Here is a 21,588-nt window from a genome sequence, read left to right on the forward strand (position 1 = left end):
GACAACATTCTATAGTGGAATAGAAAGTTTAGTTGTCTTCAGAGTCATGAATCTTCAACAAGAAATAAAAAAGGATGTGTTAAAACATGAATCAATTAAAATTCTCTTACGATTATTGTGAACGAATGATTGGGATAAACGGCCTTGTTATATATAAAATTTTTAAGGACTTTCCAGAAGACTCTAGGAAGGCGCTTTCAGCGGTTCTTGCCTTTTGTAATAGGCTTAACCTAATTGTTCTTGAAAGTAATAACCCAAAGAAAGAATTACTTAAATTTGAACATGAGTTAGAACAGTTTCACAATGGAACACTACCTCAAGACCCTATGTGGATAGCCCTTGAGGATGTGTTTGAGAAATATGATTTAGAGATTCAGCCGTTTAGAAATCTCATATCCGGTCAAAAGCAGGACCTAATCAAAAATCGAATTCTATCAGTTAATGAGCTATTAGACTATTGTTATGATACTGTAGGTTCCATGGGATTGATGTTATTACCCATCTTAGCTCCCGAAAAGAAGTATGTACTGAAAGAAGAAGCTCTTAAACTCAGTCTAGCCATTCAATTGTCCAATATATTAAGAGATATTGGTGAAGATTTTATGAAAGGAAAGATCTATTTGCCAAAAGAATTATTTATAAAACATCAATATTCGTTTAAAGAATTTGTAGAAGGCGAAATCAATTCATCATTTATAAACTTATGGGAAGAAATTGCCTTGATTGCAGAATCCTATTATGAAGAAGGACTTCGTTCCATACATGAGTTCCCAACATATTCTCGAAACCTCGTTAAAGGAACCGTATACTTAAACAGAGCCATTTTAGATGAAATTCGAAACAATGGATATCAAGTATTTAAGAAACAAAATTATGTGACCAATGAAGTGAAAGATAGAGTGAAGAGTATTTTATGATAAGGAAAGCGCAAGCACCTTGCTAAGTGTTGGAGCTAGAAACCATCTAACTAGAAAAACTTATACTTCTTACTTAGTTAAAAAGCCGCCCAAAAAGGCGGCTTTAGATTTATATTGTAGTTATACAGCCTTAGCTTCAACAAAGGACTTCTTATGCCAAACTTTAGATCTCCATCTCCAAAGCATAAGTAATCCTCTCAACCATTCATCCGCAATAAACGCAATCCAGATCCCAACTAGACCAAGTTCAAAATAGATTCCTAGTATATAAGCTAACGTTACACTTACTCCCCACATGGAGATAATCCCCATGTAGACAGGGAATTTTACATCACCTGCTGCTCTCAGTGAACTAATTATGACTAAATTAAACGAACGTCCTGGTTCTAATATAATCGTTAGTAGAATGAGAGTAGTTCCGATACTAATAATTTCTTTATTATCCGTGAAAATACCTAGTAAATTCTCGGAAAAGAACGAGAATAGAAGAGCCATTAAAAATGATATTCCAATGGCTAAATATAGGCTGTTTAGACATCTTTTATATGCTTCATTAAGCTGACCCGAGCCAACCATATACCCAATCATAATCTGCGTTCCCTGGCTAATGGCTACCCCAAATAAGAGAATAAACATCATAAGATTTTGGACGTAAACCTTTGAAGTAAGCGCTTCTGTTCCGAGCATGGCGATAAAAAAAGTAATAACCATTTGTGAAGCATTCCAAGAAAGTTGTTCGCCCGCTGAAGGAATCCCAATGTTTAATAGTTTTTTTATATGAACTTTTGGGAATGAGTACAGCATCTTAATGGGCAATTTACCATCAATTCTTTTTAATAAAACAATAACAGATACAACTAGCCCTAAAATCCGACTTACTGTTGTAGAAATAGCTACTCCTTCAACGCCTAATACAGGAAAGCCAAACGGACCAAAGATAAATAAATAGTTTCCAACCACATTCAGTATATTCATCCCAATTGTGATATACATGATATCTCTAGTAAACCCGTAGCTTCGAACAATTGCTCCAATTGTCATAATAAGCGATTGAATAAAAGAAAAACCACCTACAATTAAGAGATAAGATTTCGCCTCATCCATTAGCTCAGTAGGGATATTCATGAGTAGAAGAATGGGCTTACCGAAGATGAAAATTAGGACACTGAGGAGAAGCCCAAATAATAGATTTGCACCAATTGAAACAGCAGAAATTTCTCTTGCTGTTTTTTGTTGATTGGCTCCTAAATTCTGTGCAATTAATATAGATGTTCCTGTTGCAACAAAACCAAACATTACAATAATAAGAGCGAGAATTTGATTGGCCACTCCAACAGCTGCAACGGAATCATCTGAGTACTGTGATAACATGAGGGTGTCTGCACTCCCCATTAACATATGAAGCAACACTTCGATAAAGATAGGCCACGTAAGGGCAAATAAGGTTAACTTTCTTTTATTGGTTGTTGTCATTTTTCGGGTCCTCTCTAGAACAAACACATGATGTAAGGTATTCTATTTGTAAACTTTCAGAATAAAACTATACTCGCTTTCCTTAAAAACTGTCAATCAATTTCCTGTAAAAAACGATAAAGGCTGTTAAAGGATTGAAAGGTCTATTGAACTTAAGAAAATGATAAAGCCGAGACTCTATGCCTTCTGATTTTAAATAGCGTCTCGGCAATTTCATGTGTTTATGGTAATTACACACAACTAAAAGTTCAATGATTAAAAAGACAATATAGAATAATCATATGGACCTAGATCAACTGATAAGTGGTGTGCTTCGGCTGCATATTCGCTATTGTCTTTCAGGTTCGAAATCTTTTTTCCTTTTAGGGACAATGGAATTGGGTATTTTTCCTGCATGTTGGTTGGATTAATAATCACCAGAATAGATTGATCGATTCCTTTTCTTAAGTAAGCTAGTGAGGACAGGCCCTCATGGGGTTCTAAAAAGGTAAATGAACCTTCGTTAGCTAGCACTCTTATTGTTTTTCTTAAGTGAATAAGAAATTTTACGTGTGAGAGCAATTCTTTATTCCATTCTTTTTGATCCCAAGGCATACACTTTCGGCAATCTGGATCATTTTCTCCGCTCAAGCCAATTTCGTCTCCGTAATAGATGCATGGACTTCCAAGAAAAGTTAATAAGAACGTAAAGATTAACTTTACTTTTTCTACTCGACCATCGCACTCTGTAACAATGCGGGAAGTATCATGACTCCCAATAATATTGAATATTCCTTCGTTTACGGTGTCTGGATACAACTGCATAACGGTAGTCATGTTTTCAACAAACTGACGAGTATCAATGAGTTCCTTTGCGAAGAAATGAATCAGGTTTGTTAAAAAGGGATAATTCATGACGGAATCGAATTGGTCCCCGCGCAGCCACGGCATGGAATCGTGCCAAACTTCCCCGAGGATAAATACATCAGGTTTTATCGCTTTTACTTTTGTGCGAAATTCTCTCCAAAATTGATGGTCGATTTCATTTGCCACATCTAGCCTCCAACCATCGATATCAAATTCTCGAATCCAATAGCAGCCTACTTCCATTAAATAGTCTTTTACTTCCTGATTTTGAGTGTTTAGTTTTGGCATAGTTTCAACAAATGAGAATGTGGCATAATTTGGTCTTTCTCCACCTTTTAAAGGAAAGTCACTGGTATAAAACCAATTTTTATAAGGAGATTTCTCGCCATTCTGTAAGACATCTTGAAAGGGTTTAAAATGATAACCACTGTGATTAAACACAGCGTCTAGCATCACTTTAATCCCATGTTTATGACATTTACGAACTAATAATCGAAATGTTTCCTTGTCACCAAATTGAGGATCAATTTCAAAGTAGTCAATCGTGTCATATTTGTGGTTGGAATAGGCTTTAAAGATAGGTGTAAAGTAGATGCCTGAGATTCCTAACTCTTTTAAATACTCAATATGATTCATGACTCCTTGGAAATCTCCACCGAAATAATTTATTGCTGTAGGTGATTCGCTGCCCCAAGCTTTTGTATCTTTCGAATCATTTGTAGGGTCTCCATTTGCGAATCTTTCCGGAAAAATTTGATACCAAACCGTGTCCTTCACCCATGAAGGGGGATGAGATACCTGATTTTGATGTAAGTAAGGAAAACAAAAGTATAAACCTGGGTCTCCTGGTTGAGTAGGGTAAAATCCTTTTTCTGTGTAGATGATTTGTTCTTCATTGCTTATTAACTTAAATCCGTATCTTAAACGCCGATATTCAGGTTTAACAGCAATTTTCCAATAATCAAAAAGAGAATCAGTACCTGCCTTTTCTAACTGATCTGTATAACAAATCCAATGATCATTTTCCCATTCGTACTGGTCTCCATAAATGAGTTCAATGTTTTGAACATTGCTACGTTTCGTTCGAATTTTAATATGAAGAGTGTCTTTACTGTAAGGATATGCGAATTGATCTGTTGGACGATGATAAACAGAAGATTGTTCAATCATTTAAACACCTCAAAATTATCAATTGATGACAAAATAACAGATAAAAAGGTGATGTTCAAGGTGACGTAAAATCCTTTTCTTTTCTGAATTTTTGGAATCTAAATGAATTCGACAAAAAAACTCATTATTGTTTGACTCTTTAGGACATAAAAGGCTAATCTTATAGGCGAGTATGAATTAATGAACCGCAATATTTTCAGTAACAATACATATCGAATTTTTAAGGAGGAGCGGAGATGAAAAATTTTTTAGTCATTCTTTTGTTGATTCCGTTTCTTGGTTTTTACACTTCTTCAGTAGAAGCCACCAAGAAAGAAGAACGAAAATGGCAAGATGAAACGGTTTATTATATAATGATTGATCGTTTTAATAATAGTGATTTTACTAATGACTATGATGTAGATGCAAATGATCCTATTGCCTATCATGGCGGGGATTTTAAAGGGATTATCGATCAACTGGATTACATTAAGGATATGGGATTTACAACCATAGCACTTTCACCCATATTTGATAATGAGGAAGACGGTTATCATGGCTATTGGATTAATGACTTTTATAACACGGAAGAACATTTAGGAACACTTGAGTCCTTTAAGCAACTTGTAAAAGAAGCCCATAATAGGGACTTAAAAGTTATCATTGATTTTGTCGTTTCCCATGTAGGACAAACTCATCCTTGGATTGAAGATAAAGCAAAATCAGCATGGGTAAAGGGAAAGGTTACAGAGTCTAAAAATGTCTGGGTAGAAGGTTTACCACAATTAAACTTAGAAAACACAGAAGTCGTTAATTACTTAACGGAAGCTGCCAAATGGTGGATTACAGAGACAGATATAGATGGTTATCGTTTGGAACAATTAGAAAATGTACCTGCAGATTTTTTGAATGATTTTTCAAAATCTGTTAAAGAAGAAAAAGAGGATTTTTTCATTTTAGGGGATAAGGCAGAGCTTCAGAATACAGAAGACCATATCACAGGATATTACGATTATGAACTTCAAGAACCACTATCAAAAGTTTTCTCGAAGCCAGATCAATCACTCCAACCTGTTCATAGCTTAGTTGAAAACTATGTTGAAAAGGAAGATAACCCTTATTTAAGGGGAGTGTTCCTAGATAATCAGCACACTATTCGTTTTACTAGAGGAGCGGTCAATCTAAATGAACACCCAGGCCCACGACTAAAGATGGCATTAACGAATCTATTTACGATTCCTGGAATTCCAATCGTATATTATGGGACGGAAATTGCTTTAGATGGGGGACTCGGGGATGATAACACTAAACAAATGAACTTTATGACTGACAAAGAGTTAATTGAATACATTACGAAGATTGGTGAACTAAGACAACAATTGCCGGCATTGACACGTGGAACATACGAACTATTATATGAAAAGGATGGAATGGTTGTTTATAAACGTGAAGTCGAAGAAGAAACAGCTATTGTGGCCATAAATAATACAACAAAAACACAAACCGTAGAACTCACAGGTTTGCTAGAAGGTAACAAGGAGCTGCGAGGTCTTCTAATTGGAGATTTAGTAAGAAGCAATGGTGATGAATATAAGGTGATTCTAAACCGTGATGAGGCTGAGATTTATGTACTCACTGATAAATCGGGTTTAAATATCCCGTACTTGGTTGTAATGGGAGCCGTGTATGTAGCCTTTATAGGATTTGTTATTTTATTATGGAGAAGAGCAAAGAAAAAGCGAGCATCATAAATTAAGGCTCTTTTCGTAAACTTTGTTGCTATTTAAATACATTAAACTGCTTTTGAACGGATTATGGTGCTGTTTTCTTTACTTTGCGAGAACAGATGCCACGAAACTGCATAGAATCCGTGTTGGAGCACATATACGAATAGCAACAATCTATGCGAAAACAGCCTAAATTACTTAAGGCGAAGCTAACTAGGGAGCTTCGCCTTTTTATTAACTAAAATGATTAACCGTTTATAACGGTTCCTCCGTTTACATGAAGCACTTGCCCGCTCACATAACTGGAGTCTTCGCTGGCTAAATACACATAGGTTGGTGCAAGTTCATAAGGCTGCCCCGCTCTGCCCATCGGAGTATTGCTTCCAAATGTTGCAACTTCACCTGCTGAAAATGTAGATGGGATAAGCGGAGTCCAAATGGGCCCAGGAGCTACTCCGTTCACTCGTATTCCTTGATTCGCCAAATTGATAGCTAATGAACGGATAAACGAGACAACAGCCCCTTTTGTTGAAGAATAATCAAGTAGCTTTTCGTGTCCTTTATAGGCTGTAATGGAGGTTGTATTAATAATAGAATCCCCCTTTTTTAAATGGGGAAGGACAGCCTTTGTTAAATAAAAATAAGAAAATATATTGGTCCTAAATGTACGTTCAAGTTGTTCTGAAGTGATATCTATAAGACTTTTTTGAGGATGCTGTTCAGCCGCGTTATTTACTAAAACATTAATCTTTCCAAACTGACTTATCGTTTTGCTAACAATATCTTTACAAAACGTCTCGCTCCCAATATCTCCTGAAATTGTCAAGCAGCGTCTTCCTTCTGATTCAATTAACTTTTTTGTCTCTTCTGCATCTGAATGTTCTTCCAAATATGAAATAACGACATCAGCACCTTCTTTTGCAAAATAAATGGCTACCGACTTGCCGATCCCACTATCTCCTCCTGTGATAATGGCTACTTTATCTTTTAGCTTGCCTGACCCTTTGTAATTGGGGTCTATGGAAACAGGGAGTGGCTGCATTTTATTCTCCACACCAGGCTGTACATCTTGGTGCTGAGGAGGAAACGTTTGTTTTTGGCTATTGCTATTACTCATAAAAAAAACCTCCATGTCTGGCTTGATATTTTTTTAGTATGAGGAAAAACAAAGAACTTATAAGTATGGAGGATTTTTTACAACAAAAAAGGCGAACAAGATATGTTCACCTAATGAATGAAATTAGCGGTAATTTACAAATTGCACATCTACAGTTAAGTCAGCTTCTTTAACTGCTGCAATAATCTTTTGTAGGTCATCACGGTTTTTACCAGTAACACGTACTTGGTCATCCTGGATTTGGCTTTTAACTTTTAAACCGCTATTTTTAATGATCGTATTAATTTTTTTGGCATTATCCTTATCAATACCTTGAACAAGTTTTGCTCGTTGTCTTACAGTACCTCCAGAAGCACCCTCGATTTTACTGTAATCCAAATTTTTGATCGGAACGCCTCTTTTGATTAGTTTGCTAAAAAGAACATCTTTAAGCTGATCTAATTTGTACTCATCATCTGAAACAAGAACTAGTTCTTCTTTATCTAGAGTTACATTGCTTTTACTACCTTTAAAGTCATAGCGAGTCGTAATTTCTTTCATGGTAGCAGTAATCGCATTTGTCACTTCAGGTAGTTCCACTTTCGAAACAATATCAAATGAACTTTCTTTTGACATATGTAAACCTCCCAAAATCAAATTAAATAAAAATAATATTGTTCAACTTTATCAGTATGTACATATAGCTACTAATTAAGTTTCACTTTATAGCTACATTATAGTAAAATATAGCAGTTCAAACAACTTTAGGTAAAGTCAGTTGGGGTTAACAAATACCAGTAGAAAATTTCAAAGAAGCTAGAAATAAAACTGTCACCGGTCACAATGCCTAATTGTTGGCTAAGAAGGTTAAGTTATAAATAAGTATTAGAAGAAAAGAGGAGGAGTTTAGTAAATGCCATTAAGAGAATATATAGGACAAGTAATCAATCTTGAGGTAGTTCGGAAAGCTGATTTTGGATTTTTCCTCTCCGATGGAGAAGAGGATGTTTTATTACATCAGAATGACACAGAAGGAGAGGTTATAGAAGGAGAGCACGTGGATGTTTTTCTATATACCGATTCGCAAGGACGAATAACTGCTACAAATATTATCCCGTCGATTACTGTTGGTACATATGATTGGGCAAAAGTTAGCGATGTAAACCGCGATCTTGGTGTGTTTATTGATATCGGCGTTAAAAAGGATATGCTTTTAGGAAGAGAGGACCTTCCAGTCCATAGATCAGTTTGGCCAGAAGAAGGTGATTTGCTTTATATAACCCTGAGGGTAAATCGTAATGACCGCATCTATGTAAAACTGGCAACTGATCCCATTATTCAAGAAAAAATGATTACAGCAACGAAAAAAGACTTTAATAAAAATATTCAAGGACATATCTATCGTACTGCAAAAGTAGGAAGCTGGATTTATACAGCTGAGGGCTTCAAAGGGTTTATCCATGAGTCTCAACGTAGTGTGGAGCCTCGCCTCGGACAAAAAGTAGAGGGGCGTATCATAGACGTTAAAGAAGACGGAACGATAAATGTTTCATTAGTGCCGCGGAAACAGGAAGCCTTGGATGAGGACGCAGAGCATATTTATTCTTACTTGATGTCAAGGAACGGAGCAATGCCTTACACGGATAAAAGCATGCCTGAAGATATTGAGGAGCGTTTTAATATGAGCAAAGGTGCATTCAAGCGAGCACTGGGTAGGCTAATGAAGGCAGAGAAGATTTATCAAGAAAATGGCTGGACCTATAGTAAAGAGAACAAGTGATAGGAATTGGGAGGTACTTGTTCATTTTTGTAGTAGTTGGTAATAAACTGCTAAAAATTGGTAAAAATTTAAGAAAGTTGGTAATAAGTAGTTCAAAGTGGGTAATATATTCAGAAAGTTAGTAATAAGTACCCTTATTCACCATCAGACCATTTAGACATTGGCTAAAATTAAAATAAAAAAGGGTTGATACCGCTGTTTTGGTATCAACCCTTTTCTTTTTACAGGTGATCTGTCTTCTTAGAATACTGACGTTTCCCTGCTTTTCTATTTTTTTCACGCATCATATTTTTCTCATGACGCAAGGCGTTGTTATCTTTGGCCTTTTTATCGTTATCAGAAGTATGTGGCACTATGATACTCCTTTCCTCTAACGTAATTTGCTGTAGGAATAACAGCTTCACTATATTGTCTGTCATTACGAAAAGGAGTATGTATGATATTTATGATGGCAGCTTACTTAAGAAAAAAACAGAAATGGTACCTGGTCCTGTATGGGAACCAACTGCAGCACCAATCGATGAAATATAAACATGCTCGGCACCGAACTCTTCTTGGATTAACTTCTTCATCTCTAAAGCGGTCGCTTCATCATCTGCATGACTTATTCCAATCGTTTGGGCATTTAATGAGCTTCCTCGCTCCTTCATTACTTCAATAATTCTTCGAAGTATTTTCTTTCTACCACGGATTTTTTCAATTGGGACAAGTTTTCCATCTTCAACATTTAATAATGGCTTTATGTTGAGTAACCCACCTAGAAATGCTGATGCTTTTGATACTCGGCCACCTTTTGCAAGATGATCTAAATCATCAACTGTGAAAAGATGCTCCATATGTTCACAATGGTACTTAATCTTAGTGATAAGTTCATCTTTAGATGAGCCCTCTCTAACCAGTCTGACAGCCTCCATCACGACAAGTCCGCATCCTAAAGAAGCACACTTACTATCAATAATCGTTAAATCAAAATTTGGATATTCTTCTTTTACTTGATCGCGAATCATGACCGCCGTTTGATAAGTACCAGAAAGTTCTGACGAAAAAGCGATATAAATTCCGGCTTCATTATTTTTCGCCATATCGGTAAAGACTTCTTCAAAACGAAGAGGTGAGGCTTGTGAAGTTTTCGGGATATGCCCCTCCAGAATGGCTTTATAGACAGCGTCTGGGTCAATTGTAATTAAATCCTCATATTCCTGGTCATTTAAGTGCACCTTTAATGGAAAAAGGGTGACAGCGTTCTCATTATAAAAAGATAAAGGTAAATCACTTGCACTGTCAGCTAATATTTTTACTGACATATCATACACCCGCTTTCAAACTCATATTGCTTTAAGTGTATAGAAATTAGGGTAAAAATACAATTAATTGTATTGAGAATCGGTAAATTAGGGAAAAGAAATAATAGAAGGTTGGTGAGAAGATTGTTTCAAACTAAAAAACTAATTGTGGTAATCATCGGGGCTATTTTAAATGCCATTGCAATGAATTTCTTCTTAATCCCCGCGAATGTATATGCAAGTGGATTTACAGGGGTTGCTCAACTACTATCGAGTATTTTTGGTAGTTACGTTTCAACAGGTGTTCTATTATTTATTTTAAACATTCCGGTTACGATTTTAGGATGGAAAAAGGTAGGCAAAGAATTTACTTTGTACAGTTTTATTAGCGTGGCACTTATGTCATTTTTTCTAGAAATTATACCAATTTTAAGACTCTCAAATGATATCCTATTGAATGCTGTTTTTGGTGGAGTAATTGCAGCAGTTGGAGTAGGAATTACGTTAAAATGGGGTGCTTCAACAGGTGGAATGGACATCATAGCGATGGTTTTATCGAGAATGAAAGATAAACCAGTAGGTACATATTTTTTCACACTTAATGCAATCATTATAGTAACAGCTGGTTTTTTGTATGGATGGGAGAAAGCACTGTACACACTTGTAACTCTATATGCATCGACGAGAGTTATTGACGCCATTCATACAAGGCATGAAAAGTTAACTGCCATGATTATCACAAAGAAATCTGACGAGTTGAAAAAAGCGATTTATTCAAAGATGGTTCGAGGAATCACCACGGTCCCTGCAAAAGGTGCATTTACAAATGAAAGTAAGGAAATGATGATGGTCGTTATTACTCGTTATGAATTATATGATTTAGAACAAATCATTAAAGAAGTTGACCCAAATGCGTTTACGAATGTCGTACACACAGCTGGAGTTTTTGGTTTCTTTCGCAGGGATTGAAGTTAGGAGGGTAAAAATTTGCAACGTTTATTAGCCGTTCTTTTAATAGTCCTTTTTTCTTTTCCCAATATGACATCTGGCTATGAAGAACAGAAGAAACAGGAGAACTTTGTCTTCTATGTCATTCCATATGCTGGGCCGGAAAAAGTCGAGTTAGAATTAGTTTTAAAAAATGAGGGGGAAGAACCAATCATGTTTGAGTTCTTAACTTCTCAGAAATATGATATTAAGGTGATTGATTCCAAAGGTGAAGAAGTGTATGTATTCTCAGAAGGAAAAATGTTCACTCAAGCTCTTGAAAAAGTAAAGTTAAACTCGAAGGAGCAAAAGAGATGGACGGTAAGCTGGGACTACCAATATAAAAATAAACGGGTCGAAGAAGGGGATTACAAAGTAAAAGCAGCATTAACTGCCGTAAGAATTAATGAGGAGCCAGTAAAGAAACGCGAGGCGCTCTACTCGGAGGCAGAGATGCATATTCCAAGTGTGAACCCTGTTTTTCAGGATGTGTCAGTAAAAGGGCAAAATGGGTCTTATTCGGTTAAAGGGAAAGCTAGACCAACCCAAGGAAAGATGTACTATACAGTAGAGGATGGACATCAGGAATATATAAGTGAGACGGAAATTAAAGTTAATAGTAAGTACCCTGAATGGGAAACCTTCGACATCAACGTGAAAATTGATAAGGAAAAGCTTCCAAAAAATGCTACACTTATTTTAAATTTATATGAGCGTAGTGAAAAAGAAGAAATGATCCTTCATACGTACCCCGTAATATTACAGAATTTTTATTAAGGTTTTTTGTAGTTACGGTGTTTACTACAAAATAAAATGGCTGGCACCAATTGTGCCAGCCATTTTTACTGTCTGTTAAGTTAATTGATCAAGCTCGTTTTGCATTTGTCTTAGCTGCGCTTGCTCAGCGCTTGTAGAGTTAGCGTATGCAGATGATAAAGCATTTTTAGCTCTATCTATAGCAGTGTGTTGACCACTGCCTGTTGCATTCTTCGCTAAGTCGACAGAACGCCTTGCCTCCAGAAACAAACGGTTAACCATTTATATTCCTCCAAGTGAGGATTTTTTTACATTAGCCATTTTTTGAGCTTCAGCTTCTGCATATGTGCTGTGATAAGGGATGCGTTCATCGTGCTTTGACACCGTATTTACACTATATTGTACAAAGCGCTTTGATTTATTACTTTTGCCCATTGCAAATCCCTCCCGAGCTTGTTTGAAACAGCTTTGCTGCTTCATTAACTAGTATGTACTAACTCGTCCAAGGATAAAATGGGAACATAATGGTCGAAATTGAAATTATTTTTATATAGTATATTTAATCTTTTACACGTAAATTTAAATATTCATTTAAATATTTGCCTATTCCATCTTCTTCGTTAGAAAGAGTAATTTCATTAGCTAATGATTTTAGTTGTTGAATCCCATTTCCCATAGCAATTCCCTTTCCTGCAAATTCAATCATTTCTAGGTCATTGTCTTCATCACCGAAAGCAATAATACGTTCCTTTGGTATATTAAAATACTCTGACACTTTTTTAAGGCCAACTGCCTTATTTAACCCTGATTTAACAATCTCAATAACATGCCACGGTGCTGCCCAACGTCGGTGATCAATCACTTCAGCATGAACATCGGATAGGTGATCACGAATTGATTTGACATGTTCGTCATCTGCATGAATAAGCATACTTGTTGGTGAGTCCTTTAAAAAGTTTCTTAGGTCTCCTGTTGTGATAGAAGGTTTACCGAAACCAAAAATATCCAACAATTTTTCATCATGGTAATGGAAATAAACATCATCAATCACTTCAGCAATAATATTCTTAAAGGTAAAAGAATTGCATGCATCCACAATATCCTTTGCTACCTTAAGGTCCAACGGAGTGTGATAAGCACCCCACTTATCTTCAAGTGGATGATGAATAAAAGCACCATTGAAATTAACGATTGGAGTATCCAAATTTAGCTCTTGATAGTACATCTCGCTAGAGCGGAAGGGTCTTCCTGTTGCAATCATAACAATATGACCTTGCTCACGAGCCTCTTGAATCACATTCTTCGTATATGTGGATATCGTTTTATCATCTTTCAAAAGAGTACCGTCTAAATCTAATGCAATTAAATGTTTTTCTCCCATATGGTTCTCCTTCTAAATTTAGATGAGGTTTCATGTTCGATTAGCCCCCAGTTGTTTTTAAGTGGATAGCCTAGAGTACTTATCGCCAATAAGTTAACCATCATCCAATTTTTTAATGTAAAGTTTTAGTAAAATAATGATACACATGTTAAACTTATAATAGAAAGATTTTACAATTAAATTCTTTTACCTATTTTTAATTTCTCACATATTTATTATGTTAACAGTTTTCTTTTTCTTTTGTAAAAAATAAAGCCTATTTTAATTCAGTATAAAAAGTGAGGGGAATTAACTTGATAGTAGTTAAGAATGAAAAGATTGGCAGTGTACCGACATTGCACTTGGCTCCACAAAATCAACTACATGGAAAGCTTCCGTTAATCATGTTTGTACATGGCTTTACGAGTGCAAAGGAGCATAACCTTCACTATGCTTATTTGTTAGCTGAAAAAGGCTTTAGGGTCGTACTTCCTGAAGCACTCCATCATGGTGAGAGAAGTGTAGGGTTAAGTGACCACGATTTAAATATTCGATTTTGGGAAATAGTACTTACGATGATAGATGATTTAGATATCATAAAAAGTTCCCTTGAAGAAGAGAATTTAATTGATTCCGAAAATATAGGCTTAGCAGGTACCTCGATGGGTGGGATAACTACACTAGGAGCCTTGACGAAATATCCTTGGATTAAAGCAGCAGTTAGTTTGATGGGAATGCCTTATTATGAAAAATTTGCTCTTTGGCAAATAAGCGAACTTAAAAAGCATGGAGTGAGCCTACCATTAGCACAGGAAGAGTTAGATACGTTATTTGGGAAATTACGGACTCTAGATCTGAGCTTGCAGCCTGAAAAACTTGAAAATCGACCATTGTTATTTTGGCATGGCAAGAAGGATACAGTTGTCCCTTACTCTTATACTTATCAATTTTATGAAAGCATTAGACCTTCTTATGATAAAAATCCCGAAAACCTCTACTTTATATCAGATGAACATGCTGATCATAAAGTAAGTAGGGAAGGGGTACTCAAGACGGTCGAATGGTTTGAAAAGCATTTATCCATGATTCATATCACTACTTAAGACCAAAAATAAGTGTATCCTTTTTATATTACTACTCATATTTGTTATGATGGTAATAAGGAATATGAAAGGAGTGTAAAAGTATGGATCAAGAATTAAAAGATAGTATTATGTCTGCTCTTGAACTTGTAGTAGACCCAGAGTTAGGTGTGGATATCGTTAACTTAGGGTTGGTTTATGATATAGAAATGGACGATGCAGGAAAAACAGTTGTCACGATGACCTTAACTTCAATGGGTTGTCCATTAGCTGGTGAAATCGTTCAGCATGTTAAAGAAGCTTTGGCAGATATACCAGAAGTAAAGGAAACAGAGGTTAATATTGTTTGGAGTCCACCATGGTCAAAAGATAGAATGTCTAGATACGCTAAAATAGCATTAGGAATTCGCTAAAAAGCAGGTTAAGCCTGCTTTTTTATTTTGAGCCTATATGTACACGAGCCTCTAGCAATTTCAACTACATAACATAATACCTTCACACTTTTGACAAAAAGAAGGATAAAAAGCGCTTCTTTGTGATGTATTTCACTTTATAGGAAATGAAGTCACTTTATAATACAAAGTAAGTAAGATTTACTTTTATACAGCTACAGGAGGCGTTTTACAATGTCCTTTAATAGAGACTTTAATAAAGATCCGTTTATCGTTATATGGGAGTTAACCAGAGCGTGCCAATTAAAATGTCTTCATTGCCGCGCAGAGGCACAATATAAAACGGATCCAAGGGAACTTACATTTGAAGAGGGAAAAAACCTTATAGATCAAATATATGAAATGAATAATCCAATGCTTGTTTTTACAGGTGGGGACCCGTTAATGCGTAAAGATGTATTTGATATTGCTGAATACGCAGTTAAAAAAGGGGTCCGTGTATCTATGACTCCTAGTGCCACACCAAATGTAACAAAGGAAGCGATAGAAAAGGCAAAGAATGTTGGGCTTTCGCGCTGGGCTTTTAGTTTGGACGGGCCAAATGCGGAGATTCATGATCACTTTCGAGGGACATCTGGTTCTTTTGATTTAACCATTGAGAGAATCAAATATTTACATGAACTAGAAATCCCTATTCAAATTAACACGGTTATATCGCGTTATAACTATGATTATTTGGATGAGATGGCTAAGCTAGTTGAAGATTTAGAATGTGTACTATGGAGTGTCTTTTTCCTAGTACCTACAGGACGAGGTCAGGAAAAAGATATGATTTCGCCAGTGGAACATGAAAAAGTGTTTATTTGGCTACATCAATTAAGTAAAAGGGTACCTTTTGATATTAAAACAACTGCTGCACAGCACTATCGAAGAGTATTCATTCAGCAAAAAAAGCGTGAAGAGCAAGAGCAAAATAAAGAAATTCAATATTTAGATGCTTTGACACAGCAAGGATTAACTGGATCTATTGATGGTTTAGGAAGGGCGCCTAAGGGAGTAAATGACGGAAACGGCTTTGTATTTATTTCTCATATAGGGGATGTTTACCCTAGTGGCTTATTACCTGTTAAGGCGGGGAATGTTCGGGAGCAACCATTAGCGGAAATCTATCGTGAATCCCCTATTTTTAAAGATTTACGGAACCCAGACAAATATAAGGGAAAATGTGGTCAGTGTGAGTTTAGATATGTATGTGGTGGGTCTCGCTCACGAGCTTATGCGATGACAGGTGACTATTTGGAAAGTGAACCTTTCTGTGTGTACGTTCCTAAAGCTATGAGAAAAAAGGAAGCATAAGAAAAAGGAGTGCTACAAAAGCACTCCTTATTCAATACTACAATAAATCGCTGGACAATTTTCACATCCAATAGCATCCTTTAAATACTGCAAGTCATGAACAAAAATATTTCCTTTTTTCATCGAGATGATATGGTCATTTTTAAGTTCATTTAGTATGCGGTTAGTGCTTTCTCTTGAGGTTCCACAAAAGTTTGCTAGTTCTTGATTCGTTAAGTGCAAATCAATTAAAATGCCATCTTTTTGGTGAATCCCATAGCTGTTTGTCATTCGAATTAATGTAGAAAAGAGTGCTCCTTTTTTACCATTCAAGACAAGATCACGGAACTTTGTCTGGGTTTTTCGAAAGTGGTCACTCATCCATTTCATAAATTCAAAAGCTAACTCACTATTTTGAAAGATTTCTTTTTCAATGACATCCTTTTTAATTGCAATAACTTCCCCTTCTTCAAGGACTTTTGCACTTAATAAATACTTTGGATTATCTGTAAATAATGTTAGTTCACCACATAAGTCATGTTCTCTACAAATTCTAAGTGAAAGTTCCCTCCCGTCAGAGGTAATCTTGCTGATTTGAATTTTTCCAGAGAGGATGACGTAAAGTTCTTCTGCTTCCATCCCTTCTTGAAAAAGGAATGTATCTTTCTTTGTTTTAATTACTCTATCTGCTAGATGAAGAAGCTCCTTTATTTCAACTGATTGAGTAGACTTAGTTAACGGCATTTTGTTTCCCCCTTGTTTGATAAAGATAATATATAAGCACATAATGGATTCTTTGTTTTAATAACCATAAGGATGAACGAAAACAAGTTTAGGGTCAATATAGTGCAAGTCGATTTAACAATATGTTCACCTTTTTAATATTATTAAGGGGTAGTTGTGTGACGAATTCTTGAACTTTGTTAAAAGTGACAACATGATGACAAATTCTGTGGTTTCTCCTATTTATATATTTTTTATGGTGTAATAGATATACAAAAATCAATGTGAGATTATTAACAGATATTTACTAGCATTACATTTAAACTTACTAGTAAGAACACTCTTACTTCTGGAGTTGACCAAAATGAAAACACAACCTACTTTAGATAAATTAAATAGACCACTAAAAGACTTACGTATTTCTGTTATAGATCGATGTAATTTTCGTTGTCAGTACTGCATGCCTGCGGATGTATTTGGACCTGACTTTGCATTTTTACCGCGAAGAGAGCTTTTAACTTATGAAGAAATTGAAAGATTGGCTAGACTATTTGTTCAAATTGGAGTTGAAAAAATACGTCTAACCGGGGGAGAGCCTCTTTTAAGAAAAGACTTATCGGTCCTCATACAAAAGTTATCAAGCATTGACGGTTTAAAAGATATTGCGTTAACAACAAACGGCGTCCTACTCACCAAACATGCTCAATCGCTTAAGGAAGCAGGATTGAAGCGTGTAAATGTAAGTTTGGACAGTTTGGATGATGAGCTATTTGGTGAAATTAATGGGCGAAATGTCGGAACCAAGCCCGTAATTGATGGAATTAAAGCAGCACAGTCAGCAGGCCTAGGTGTGAAAATTAACATGGTAGTCAAAAAAGGGTTAAATGACACAGAAATTGTTCCGATGGCAAAGTTCTGCAAAGATAACGGCCTTCAACTACGATTTATTGAGTTTATGGATGTAGGAAGTACAAACGGATGGAAAATGGATGATGTTGTTACCAAAAAGGAAATCTACACTCTATTAAGCGAACATTATTTATTAGAATCAGTAGATCCTGATTATTTTGGTGAGGTGGCAAAACGCTATCGTTATCAAGGATCAAATGTTGATGTAGGATTTATCCCATCTGTTTCAGAATCCTTCTGCTCAAGCTGTACAAGGTCGAGACTTTCTGCAAATGGTCAACTGTTTACCTGCTTATTTAATGGTAATGGCCATGATTTAAGAGACTTTATGAGAGCTGATGCAACAGATGAAGAAATTATCGATAGAATTGTTTCTATCTGGAATGGACGCACAGATCGTTATTCTGACGAGAGATCAGCTGAAACAATCGCCAATCGTAAGAAAATAGAAATGTCATATATCGGTGGATAAACTCCCTTTTTTAGGGGGTTTTCTTTTTGTGAGTGTAGATGAAAGACAAAATGGTTGAAAACTGAGAAGAGGATGTCCTTCATACTGTTGATGAAAGACAAAAGCAAAGAGAGTGAGAGGGAAATGTCCTTCATACTGTTGATGAAAGACAAAATGCAGAGAGAGTGAGAGGGAAATGTCCTTCATACTGTTGATGAAAGACAAAATGCAGAAAGAGTGAGAAGGAAATGTCCTTCATACCTGTTATGAAAGACAAAATACAGAAAGAGCGAGAAGGAAATGTCCCTCATACCTGCGATGAAAGACAAAACGTAGAAAGACCGAAAAAAACTGTCCCACATACTCACTAACGATCATATACAAAACAGATTAACGCTAAAAATAAAAAAGTCCTTCATAGCCACGGACTACGAAGGACAGCCGATCTATTCTGATTTAAGCTTCCATATACCTTGGGAACAAGATATTGTTTTCCAGGTGAACATGCATAAATGTATGTTCTTCCAGCATCTCCAAACGCTTATATACTAGACGGTAAGTTCCGCATGCGTCCATTGGAGGAGTAAAATCTGAGGTAATCTCTCTTAATTCTTTTAGAATGGAGCCAGCATGGTCATGCTCTTTTTCTAATTCACTAATACGACTAAGCATTTCCTCGCGGTTTTCTACTTCAGGATCTTCAAGGGAAAGTAGCATTGGGAAAACCATTTCCTCTTCCTTAGTTGTATGTTCCAATAACTCATTTTTCAATTCGTAGAATAAATCATACACTTTCATCAGTTCAGGACGATGTCCTCCATGTACTTTTGCCACTTTTGTTACATATGGACTTAGAAGTGTTAATTCTTCTCTTAATGTTTCATGATAATGTTCTTTAATATGGTCAATGATTTCATCCGATTTTGAATCAGTCCAAACACCGATATTCTCCTGTGAGTTTTTACTTGCTTCGAAAATTTGGTATAACTCTGACATTAAATTTTCCATATTTACTTCTCGCTCGGCTGCCGCATCTTTTAATGGGATGTTTCCTCCACAGCAAAAATCAATTCTATATTTTTTGAAGATGTCACTTGTTTTAGGAACTTCATTCACAATATTTTTGACTAAAGTAGATTCTGAAAATGGATATTGCATACGATAACCTCCAAAAATTTGATTTATTTATTTAACACCTTAAGAATAATGGATATTAGCAATTCATGTGGTGATGCTCATCACACTTAAAAGAATTCTTTTCTAATTAGCGTGTACACTAATTTCTCTTGATTAGGAAAAAATAACGCTAATTGTACAAATTGTTAAGTTTGTCATGTTAGTCATCTTTGTGTAAGGTTTATAATATTAGAAGGTATGAAATTAAAGGAGACCTGAGCATTAAAAGGGAGATGGATGTTTTGGTAGAAATGAGAAAGCCTATTCCAATCGGCGAAGCCGTTTTAAGAGTAATGAACCATAAGCTGCAAGGGAAAATAGAATATGTATCAATTAATGAAAGTTTTGGACGCTATTTATCGGAAGACATTGTTGCGACAAGCGATGTCCCTCATTTTGATCGAGCACCATACGATGGGTTTGCCGTACGTTCAATCGATACTATAGAAGCATCATTAACAAATCCTGTTGAATTTGAGGTAGTTGACCATATTGGTGCAGGTGCTGTTACGAACAAAGAGATAGGCCCCTTTCAAGCAGTTAGAATCATGACGGGTGCGCAAATGCCTCATGATTGTGATGCTGTCATTATGCTTGAATTAACACAATCAAGTGAGAGACATGGGCAAAGTTTCTTTACGATAAAAAGGTCCTATAAAAAAGGTGATAATGTTTCCTTTAAAGGAGAGGACGCTAAGAAGGGGGAAGTTCTCATCCGAAAGGGAACGCAAGTCAATCCAGGTATACAAGCAGTGTTAGCTACATTTGGGTATGCGAAAGTGCCAGTGGCTAAGAAACCTGTTATTGGATTGTTTGCAACGGGTACTGAACTATTAGAAGTAGAGGATGAATTAGTCGAAGGAAAAATAAGAAATAGTAATTCCCATATGATTTGTGCTCAAATCGAAAGAGTGGGGGCAGAAGCTCTTTATTTTGGTAAGCTTCCTGATGAGTTTGAAACCTGTTATCAAGCAGTTAAAGACGCGATTCATAAAGTGGATCTCCTCATTACAACTGGGGGCGTTTCGGTAGGAGACTTTGACTATTTACCTGCTATTTATGAAAAACTAGGTGCAGAAGTATTATTTAATAAAGTGGCTATGAGACCGGGGAGTGTTACAACGGTAGCAAGTTATGAAAATACACTTTTATTTGGGCTATCGGGCAACCCATCGGCCTGCTACGTCGGATTTGAACTATTCGCAAGACCCATTATTAGAACGATGCTTTTCACAAAACAGCCTCATTTACGAAAGGAAAAAGCAGTGCTTTGGGAAGACTTCTCAAAGGCAAATCCATTTACTCGTTTTGTAAGGAGCCAGTTTTCTGTGTTGGATGGAAAGCTAGTGGTTTCGCCTAGTGGAGTAGACAAATCTAACATTGTGATGAGTTTAGCGGGTGCGAATTCATTAGCCATCCTACCAGGGGGAACGAGAGGATTTAAAAAAGGAGACCTTGTAGATGTTCTTCTGTTGGAGGATCATATTGGAAGCGAATGGCCATGGTAAGACCGGTTATTTTTCAAATTGTTGGTTTTCAAAATAGTGGGAAAACAACATTTGTAAATAAACTCCTACAAAAATTGAATGAAAACGGGATAAACGTAGTTACAATTAAGCATCATGGTCATGGTGGAGTGCCTCAACTTAACGAAGGAAAAGACTCTGCTCAACATGTAAAATCAGGGGCCACCGCTTCCTTAGTGGAAGGGGAGGGGCGGTTGATTTTACATGCAGAAAGACAAAACTGGTCGTTAGAAGAAAAAATACAGTTGCTATCAATTTTTTCTCCCGATGTGATCTTGATTGAAGGGCATAAACATGAAAAATTCCCAAAAGCGGTGATTGTAAGAAGAGATGATGATATTCAACTCATAAAAACACTTACAGGCATAGAGGTAATTTTTTATTGGGAACAGGAACTTCAAGACTTAAGAACCTTTAATAAACCTTCTTACCATGTAGATCAGTCGTTAGGGATGGACTGGATTGTGCAGTATTTAAAAAATCAATTAATAAATTCATAATTGCTTCAAATTTGATCATCTTGTTCATAAAAAAGTTAAAAAAAGTTTCGAAATTTGTCATATATGTAACTTTTATCACTGTTTCAACCATACCTCCAAGCTAAAATGATAGGCAAGGGG

General features: G+C 36.1%; 22 protein-coding genes. 11 read left to right on the top strand and 11 right to left on the bottom strand.

From position 1 onward, the window contains the following. Positions 1–86 precede the first annotated feature (86 nt). Positions 87–917, top strand: a complete 831-nt coding sequence (locus ACFYKX_RS06855; protein WP_389359391.1) for a phytoene/squalene synthase family protein — start codon at positions 87–89, stop codon at positions 915–917. Between the two features lie 120 nt (positions 918–1,037). Here ACFYKX_RS06855 and ACFYKX_RS06860 read toward each other — a convergent pair whose 3' ends face one another. Further along, complete coding sequence (locus ACFYKX_RS06860) at positions 1,038–2,390, bottom strand: MATE family efflux transporter (RefSeq protein WP_389359393.1); 1,353 nt, start codon at positions 2,388–2,390, stop codon at positions 1,038–1,040. A 255-nt stretch (positions 2,391–2,645) separates the two neighbouring features. Beyond that, complete coding sequence (locus ACFYKX_RS06865; RefSeq protein WP_389359825.1) at positions 2,646–4,403, bottom strand: alpha-glycosidase; 1,758 nt, start codon at positions 4,401–4,403, stop codon at positions 2,646–2,648. Positions 4,404–4,642: 239 nt separating this feature from the next. Here ACFYKX_RS06865 and ACFYKX_RS06870 point away from each other — a divergent pair, with 239 nt between their 5' ends. Next, positions 4,643–6,136, top strand: a complete 1,494-nt coding sequence (locus ACFYKX_RS06870; RefSeq protein ID WP_389359395.1) for an alpha-amylase family glycosyl hydrolase — start codon at positions 4,643–4,645, stop codon at positions 6,134–6,136. A gap of 223 nt (positions 6,137–6,359) precedes the next feature. Here ACFYKX_RS06870 and ACFYKX_RS06875 read toward each other — a convergent pair whose 3' ends face one another. Continuing rightward, entirely contained in the window at positions 6,360–7,229 is an 870-nt protein-coding gene (locus tag ACFYKX_RS06875; RefSeq protein WP_389359397.1) for an SDR family oxidoreductase, read from the bottom strand. A 123-nt stretch (positions 7,230–7,352) separates the two neighbouring features. Further along, positions 7,353–7,844, bottom strand: a complete 492-nt coding sequence (locus ACFYKX_RS06880; protein ID WP_389359399.1) for a YajQ family cyclic di-GMP-binding protein — start codon at positions 7,842–7,844, stop codon at positions 7,353–7,355. Between the two features lie 277 nt (positions 7,845–8,121). Here ACFYKX_RS06880 and ACFYKX_RS06885 point away from each other — a divergent pair, with 277 nt between their 5' ends. After that, a complete protein-coding gene (locus ACFYKX_RS06885) occupies positions 8,122–8,988 on the top strand; it encodes a CvfB family protein (protein WP_389359401.1) in 867 nt (288 codons plus the stop codon). A gap of 221 nt (positions 8,989–9,209) precedes the next feature. Here ACFYKX_RS06885 and ACFYKX_RS06890 read toward each other — a convergent pair whose 3' ends face one another. Beyond that, entirely contained in the window at positions 9,210–9,341 is a 132-nt protein-coding gene (locus ACFYKX_RS06890) for a DUF3941 domain-containing protein (protein WP_389359403.1), read from the bottom strand. A 90-nt stretch (positions 9,342–9,431) separates the two neighbouring features. Beyond that, positions 9,432–10,292 carry a DegV family protein gene (locus ACFYKX_RS06895; protein ID WP_389359405.1) on the bottom strand — a complete coding sequence of 287 codons (861 nt, stop codon included), beginning with the start codon at positions 10,290–10,292 and terminating at the stop codon, positions 9,432–9,434. Positions 10,293–10,415: 123 nt separating this feature from the next. On the opposite strand from ACFYKX_RS06895, the gene ACFYKX_RS06900 reads away from it, so the two are divergent. Together ACFYKX_RS06900 and ACFYKX_RS06905 are read left to right on the top strand one after the other, a co-directional pair. Next, complete coding sequence (locus ACFYKX_RS06900; protein ID WP_389359407.1) at positions 10,416–11,240, top strand: YitT family protein; 825 nt, start codon at positions 10,416–10,418, stop codon at positions 11,238–11,240. Between the two features lie 18 nt (positions 11,241–11,258). Next, positions 11,259–12,035 (top strand): BsuPI-related putative proteinase inhibitor, encoded by a 777-nt coding sequence (locus tag ACFYKX_RS06905; protein WP_389359409.1) that lies wholly within the window; start codon positions 11,259–11,261, stop codon positions 12,033–12,035. Positions 12,036–12,110: 75 nt separating this feature from the next. On the opposite strand, the gene ACFYKX_RS06910 is transcribed toward ACFYKX_RS06905, so the two are convergent. From ACFYKX_RS06910 to ACFYKX_RS06920, 3 genes are all read right to left on the bottom strand, one after another. Continuing rightward, a complete protein-coding gene (locus tag ACFYKX_RS06910; RefSeq protein ID WP_389359411.1) occupies positions 12,111–12,296 on the bottom strand; it encodes a DUF3813 domain-containing protein in 186 nt (61 codons plus the stop codon). Further along, positions 12,297–12,449: a hypothetical protein gene (locus tag ACFYKX_RS06915; protein ID WP_389359413.1), complete on the bottom strand. Its 153-nt coding sequence runs from the start codon at positions 12,447–12,449 to the stop codon at positions 12,297–12,299. Between the two features lie 124 nt (positions 12,450–12,573). Continuing rightward, on the bottom strand, positions 12,574–13,395 hold the full coding sequence (locus tag ACFYKX_RS06920) for a Cof-type HAD-IIB family hydrolase (protein ID WP_389359415.1): 822 nt from the start codon (positions 13,393–13,395) through the stop codon (positions 12,574–12,576). A gap of 293 nt (positions 13,396–13,688) precedes the next feature. Here ACFYKX_RS06920 and ACFYKX_RS06925 point away from each other — a divergent pair, with 293 nt between their 5' ends. The 3 genes from ACFYKX_RS06925 (at position 13,689) to ACFYKX_RS06935 (ending at position 16,204) form a co-directional block, all read left to right on the top strand. Then, positions 13,689–14,477, top strand: coding sequence for an alpha/beta fold hydrolase (locus ACFYKX_RS06925; RefSeq protein ID WP_389359417.1), 789 nt, complete (start codon positions 13,689–13,691; stop codon positions 14,475–14,477). An 83-nt stretch (positions 14,478–14,560) separates the two neighbouring features. Continuing rightward, positions 14,561–14,869, top strand: coding sequence for a metal-sulfur cluster assembly factor (locus tag ACFYKX_RS06930; RefSeq protein WP_389359419.1), 309 nt, complete (start codon positions 14,561–14,563; stop codon positions 14,867–14,869). Positions 14,870–15,082: 213 nt separating this feature from the next. After that, positions 15,083–16,204 (top strand): TIGR04053 family radical SAM/SPASM domain-containing protein, encoded by a 1,122-nt coding sequence (locus ACFYKX_RS06935; protein ID WP_389359421.1) that lies wholly within the window; start codon positions 15,083–15,085, stop codon positions 16,202–16,204. A 27-nt stretch (positions 16,205–16,231) separates the two neighbouring features. Here ACFYKX_RS06935 and ACFYKX_RS06940 read toward each other — a convergent pair whose 3' ends face one another. Continuing rightward, a complete protein-coding gene (locus ACFYKX_RS06940; RefSeq protein ID WP_389359423.1) occupies positions 16,232–16,927 on the bottom strand; it encodes a Crp/Fnr family transcriptional regulator in 696 nt (231 codons plus the stop codon). 343 nt (positions 16,928–17,270) lie between these two features. Here ACFYKX_RS06940 and moaA point away from each other — a divergent pair, with 343 nt between their 5' ends. Next, complete coding sequence (gene moaA / locus ACFYKX_RS06945; RefSeq protein WP_389359425.1) at positions 17,271–18,287, top strand: GTP 3',8-cyclase MoaA; 1,017 nt, start codon at positions 17,271–17,273, stop codon at positions 18,285–18,287. Between the two features lie 435 nt (positions 18,288–18,722). On the opposite strand, the gene ric is transcribed toward moaA, so the two are convergent. Next, entirely contained in the window at positions 18,723–19,424 is a 702-nt protein-coding gene (gene ric, locus ACFYKX_RS06950; RefSeq protein ID WP_389359427.1) for an iron-sulfur cluster repair di-iron protein, read from the bottom strand. 260 nt (positions 19,425–19,684) lie between these two features. On the opposite strand from ric, the gene ACFYKX_RS06955 reads away from it, so the two are divergent. Beyond that, complete coding sequence (locus tag ACFYKX_RS06955) at positions 19,685–20,950, top strand: molybdopterin molybdotransferase MoeA (RefSeq protein ID WP_389359429.1); 1,266 nt, start codon at positions 19,685–19,687, stop codon at positions 20,948–20,950. Beyond that, positions 20,944–21,468 carry a molybdopterin-guanine dinucleotide biosynthesis protein B gene (gene mobB / locus ACFYKX_RS06960; protein ID WP_389359431.1) on the top strand — a complete coding sequence of 175 codons (525 nt, stop codon included), beginning with the start codon at positions 20,944–20,946 and terminating at the stop codon, positions 21,466–21,468. The genes ACFYKX_RS06955 and mobB overlap by 7 nt, the downstream gene beginning before the upstream one ends. Positions 21,469–21,588 lie beyond the last annotated feature (120 nt).

The sequence above is a fragment of the Cytobacillus spartinae genome, assembly GCF_042865285.1.
Taxonomy (GTDB): domain Bacteria; phylum Bacillota; class Bacilli; order Bacillales; family Cytobacillaceae; genus Robertmurraya_A; species Robertmurraya_A spartinae.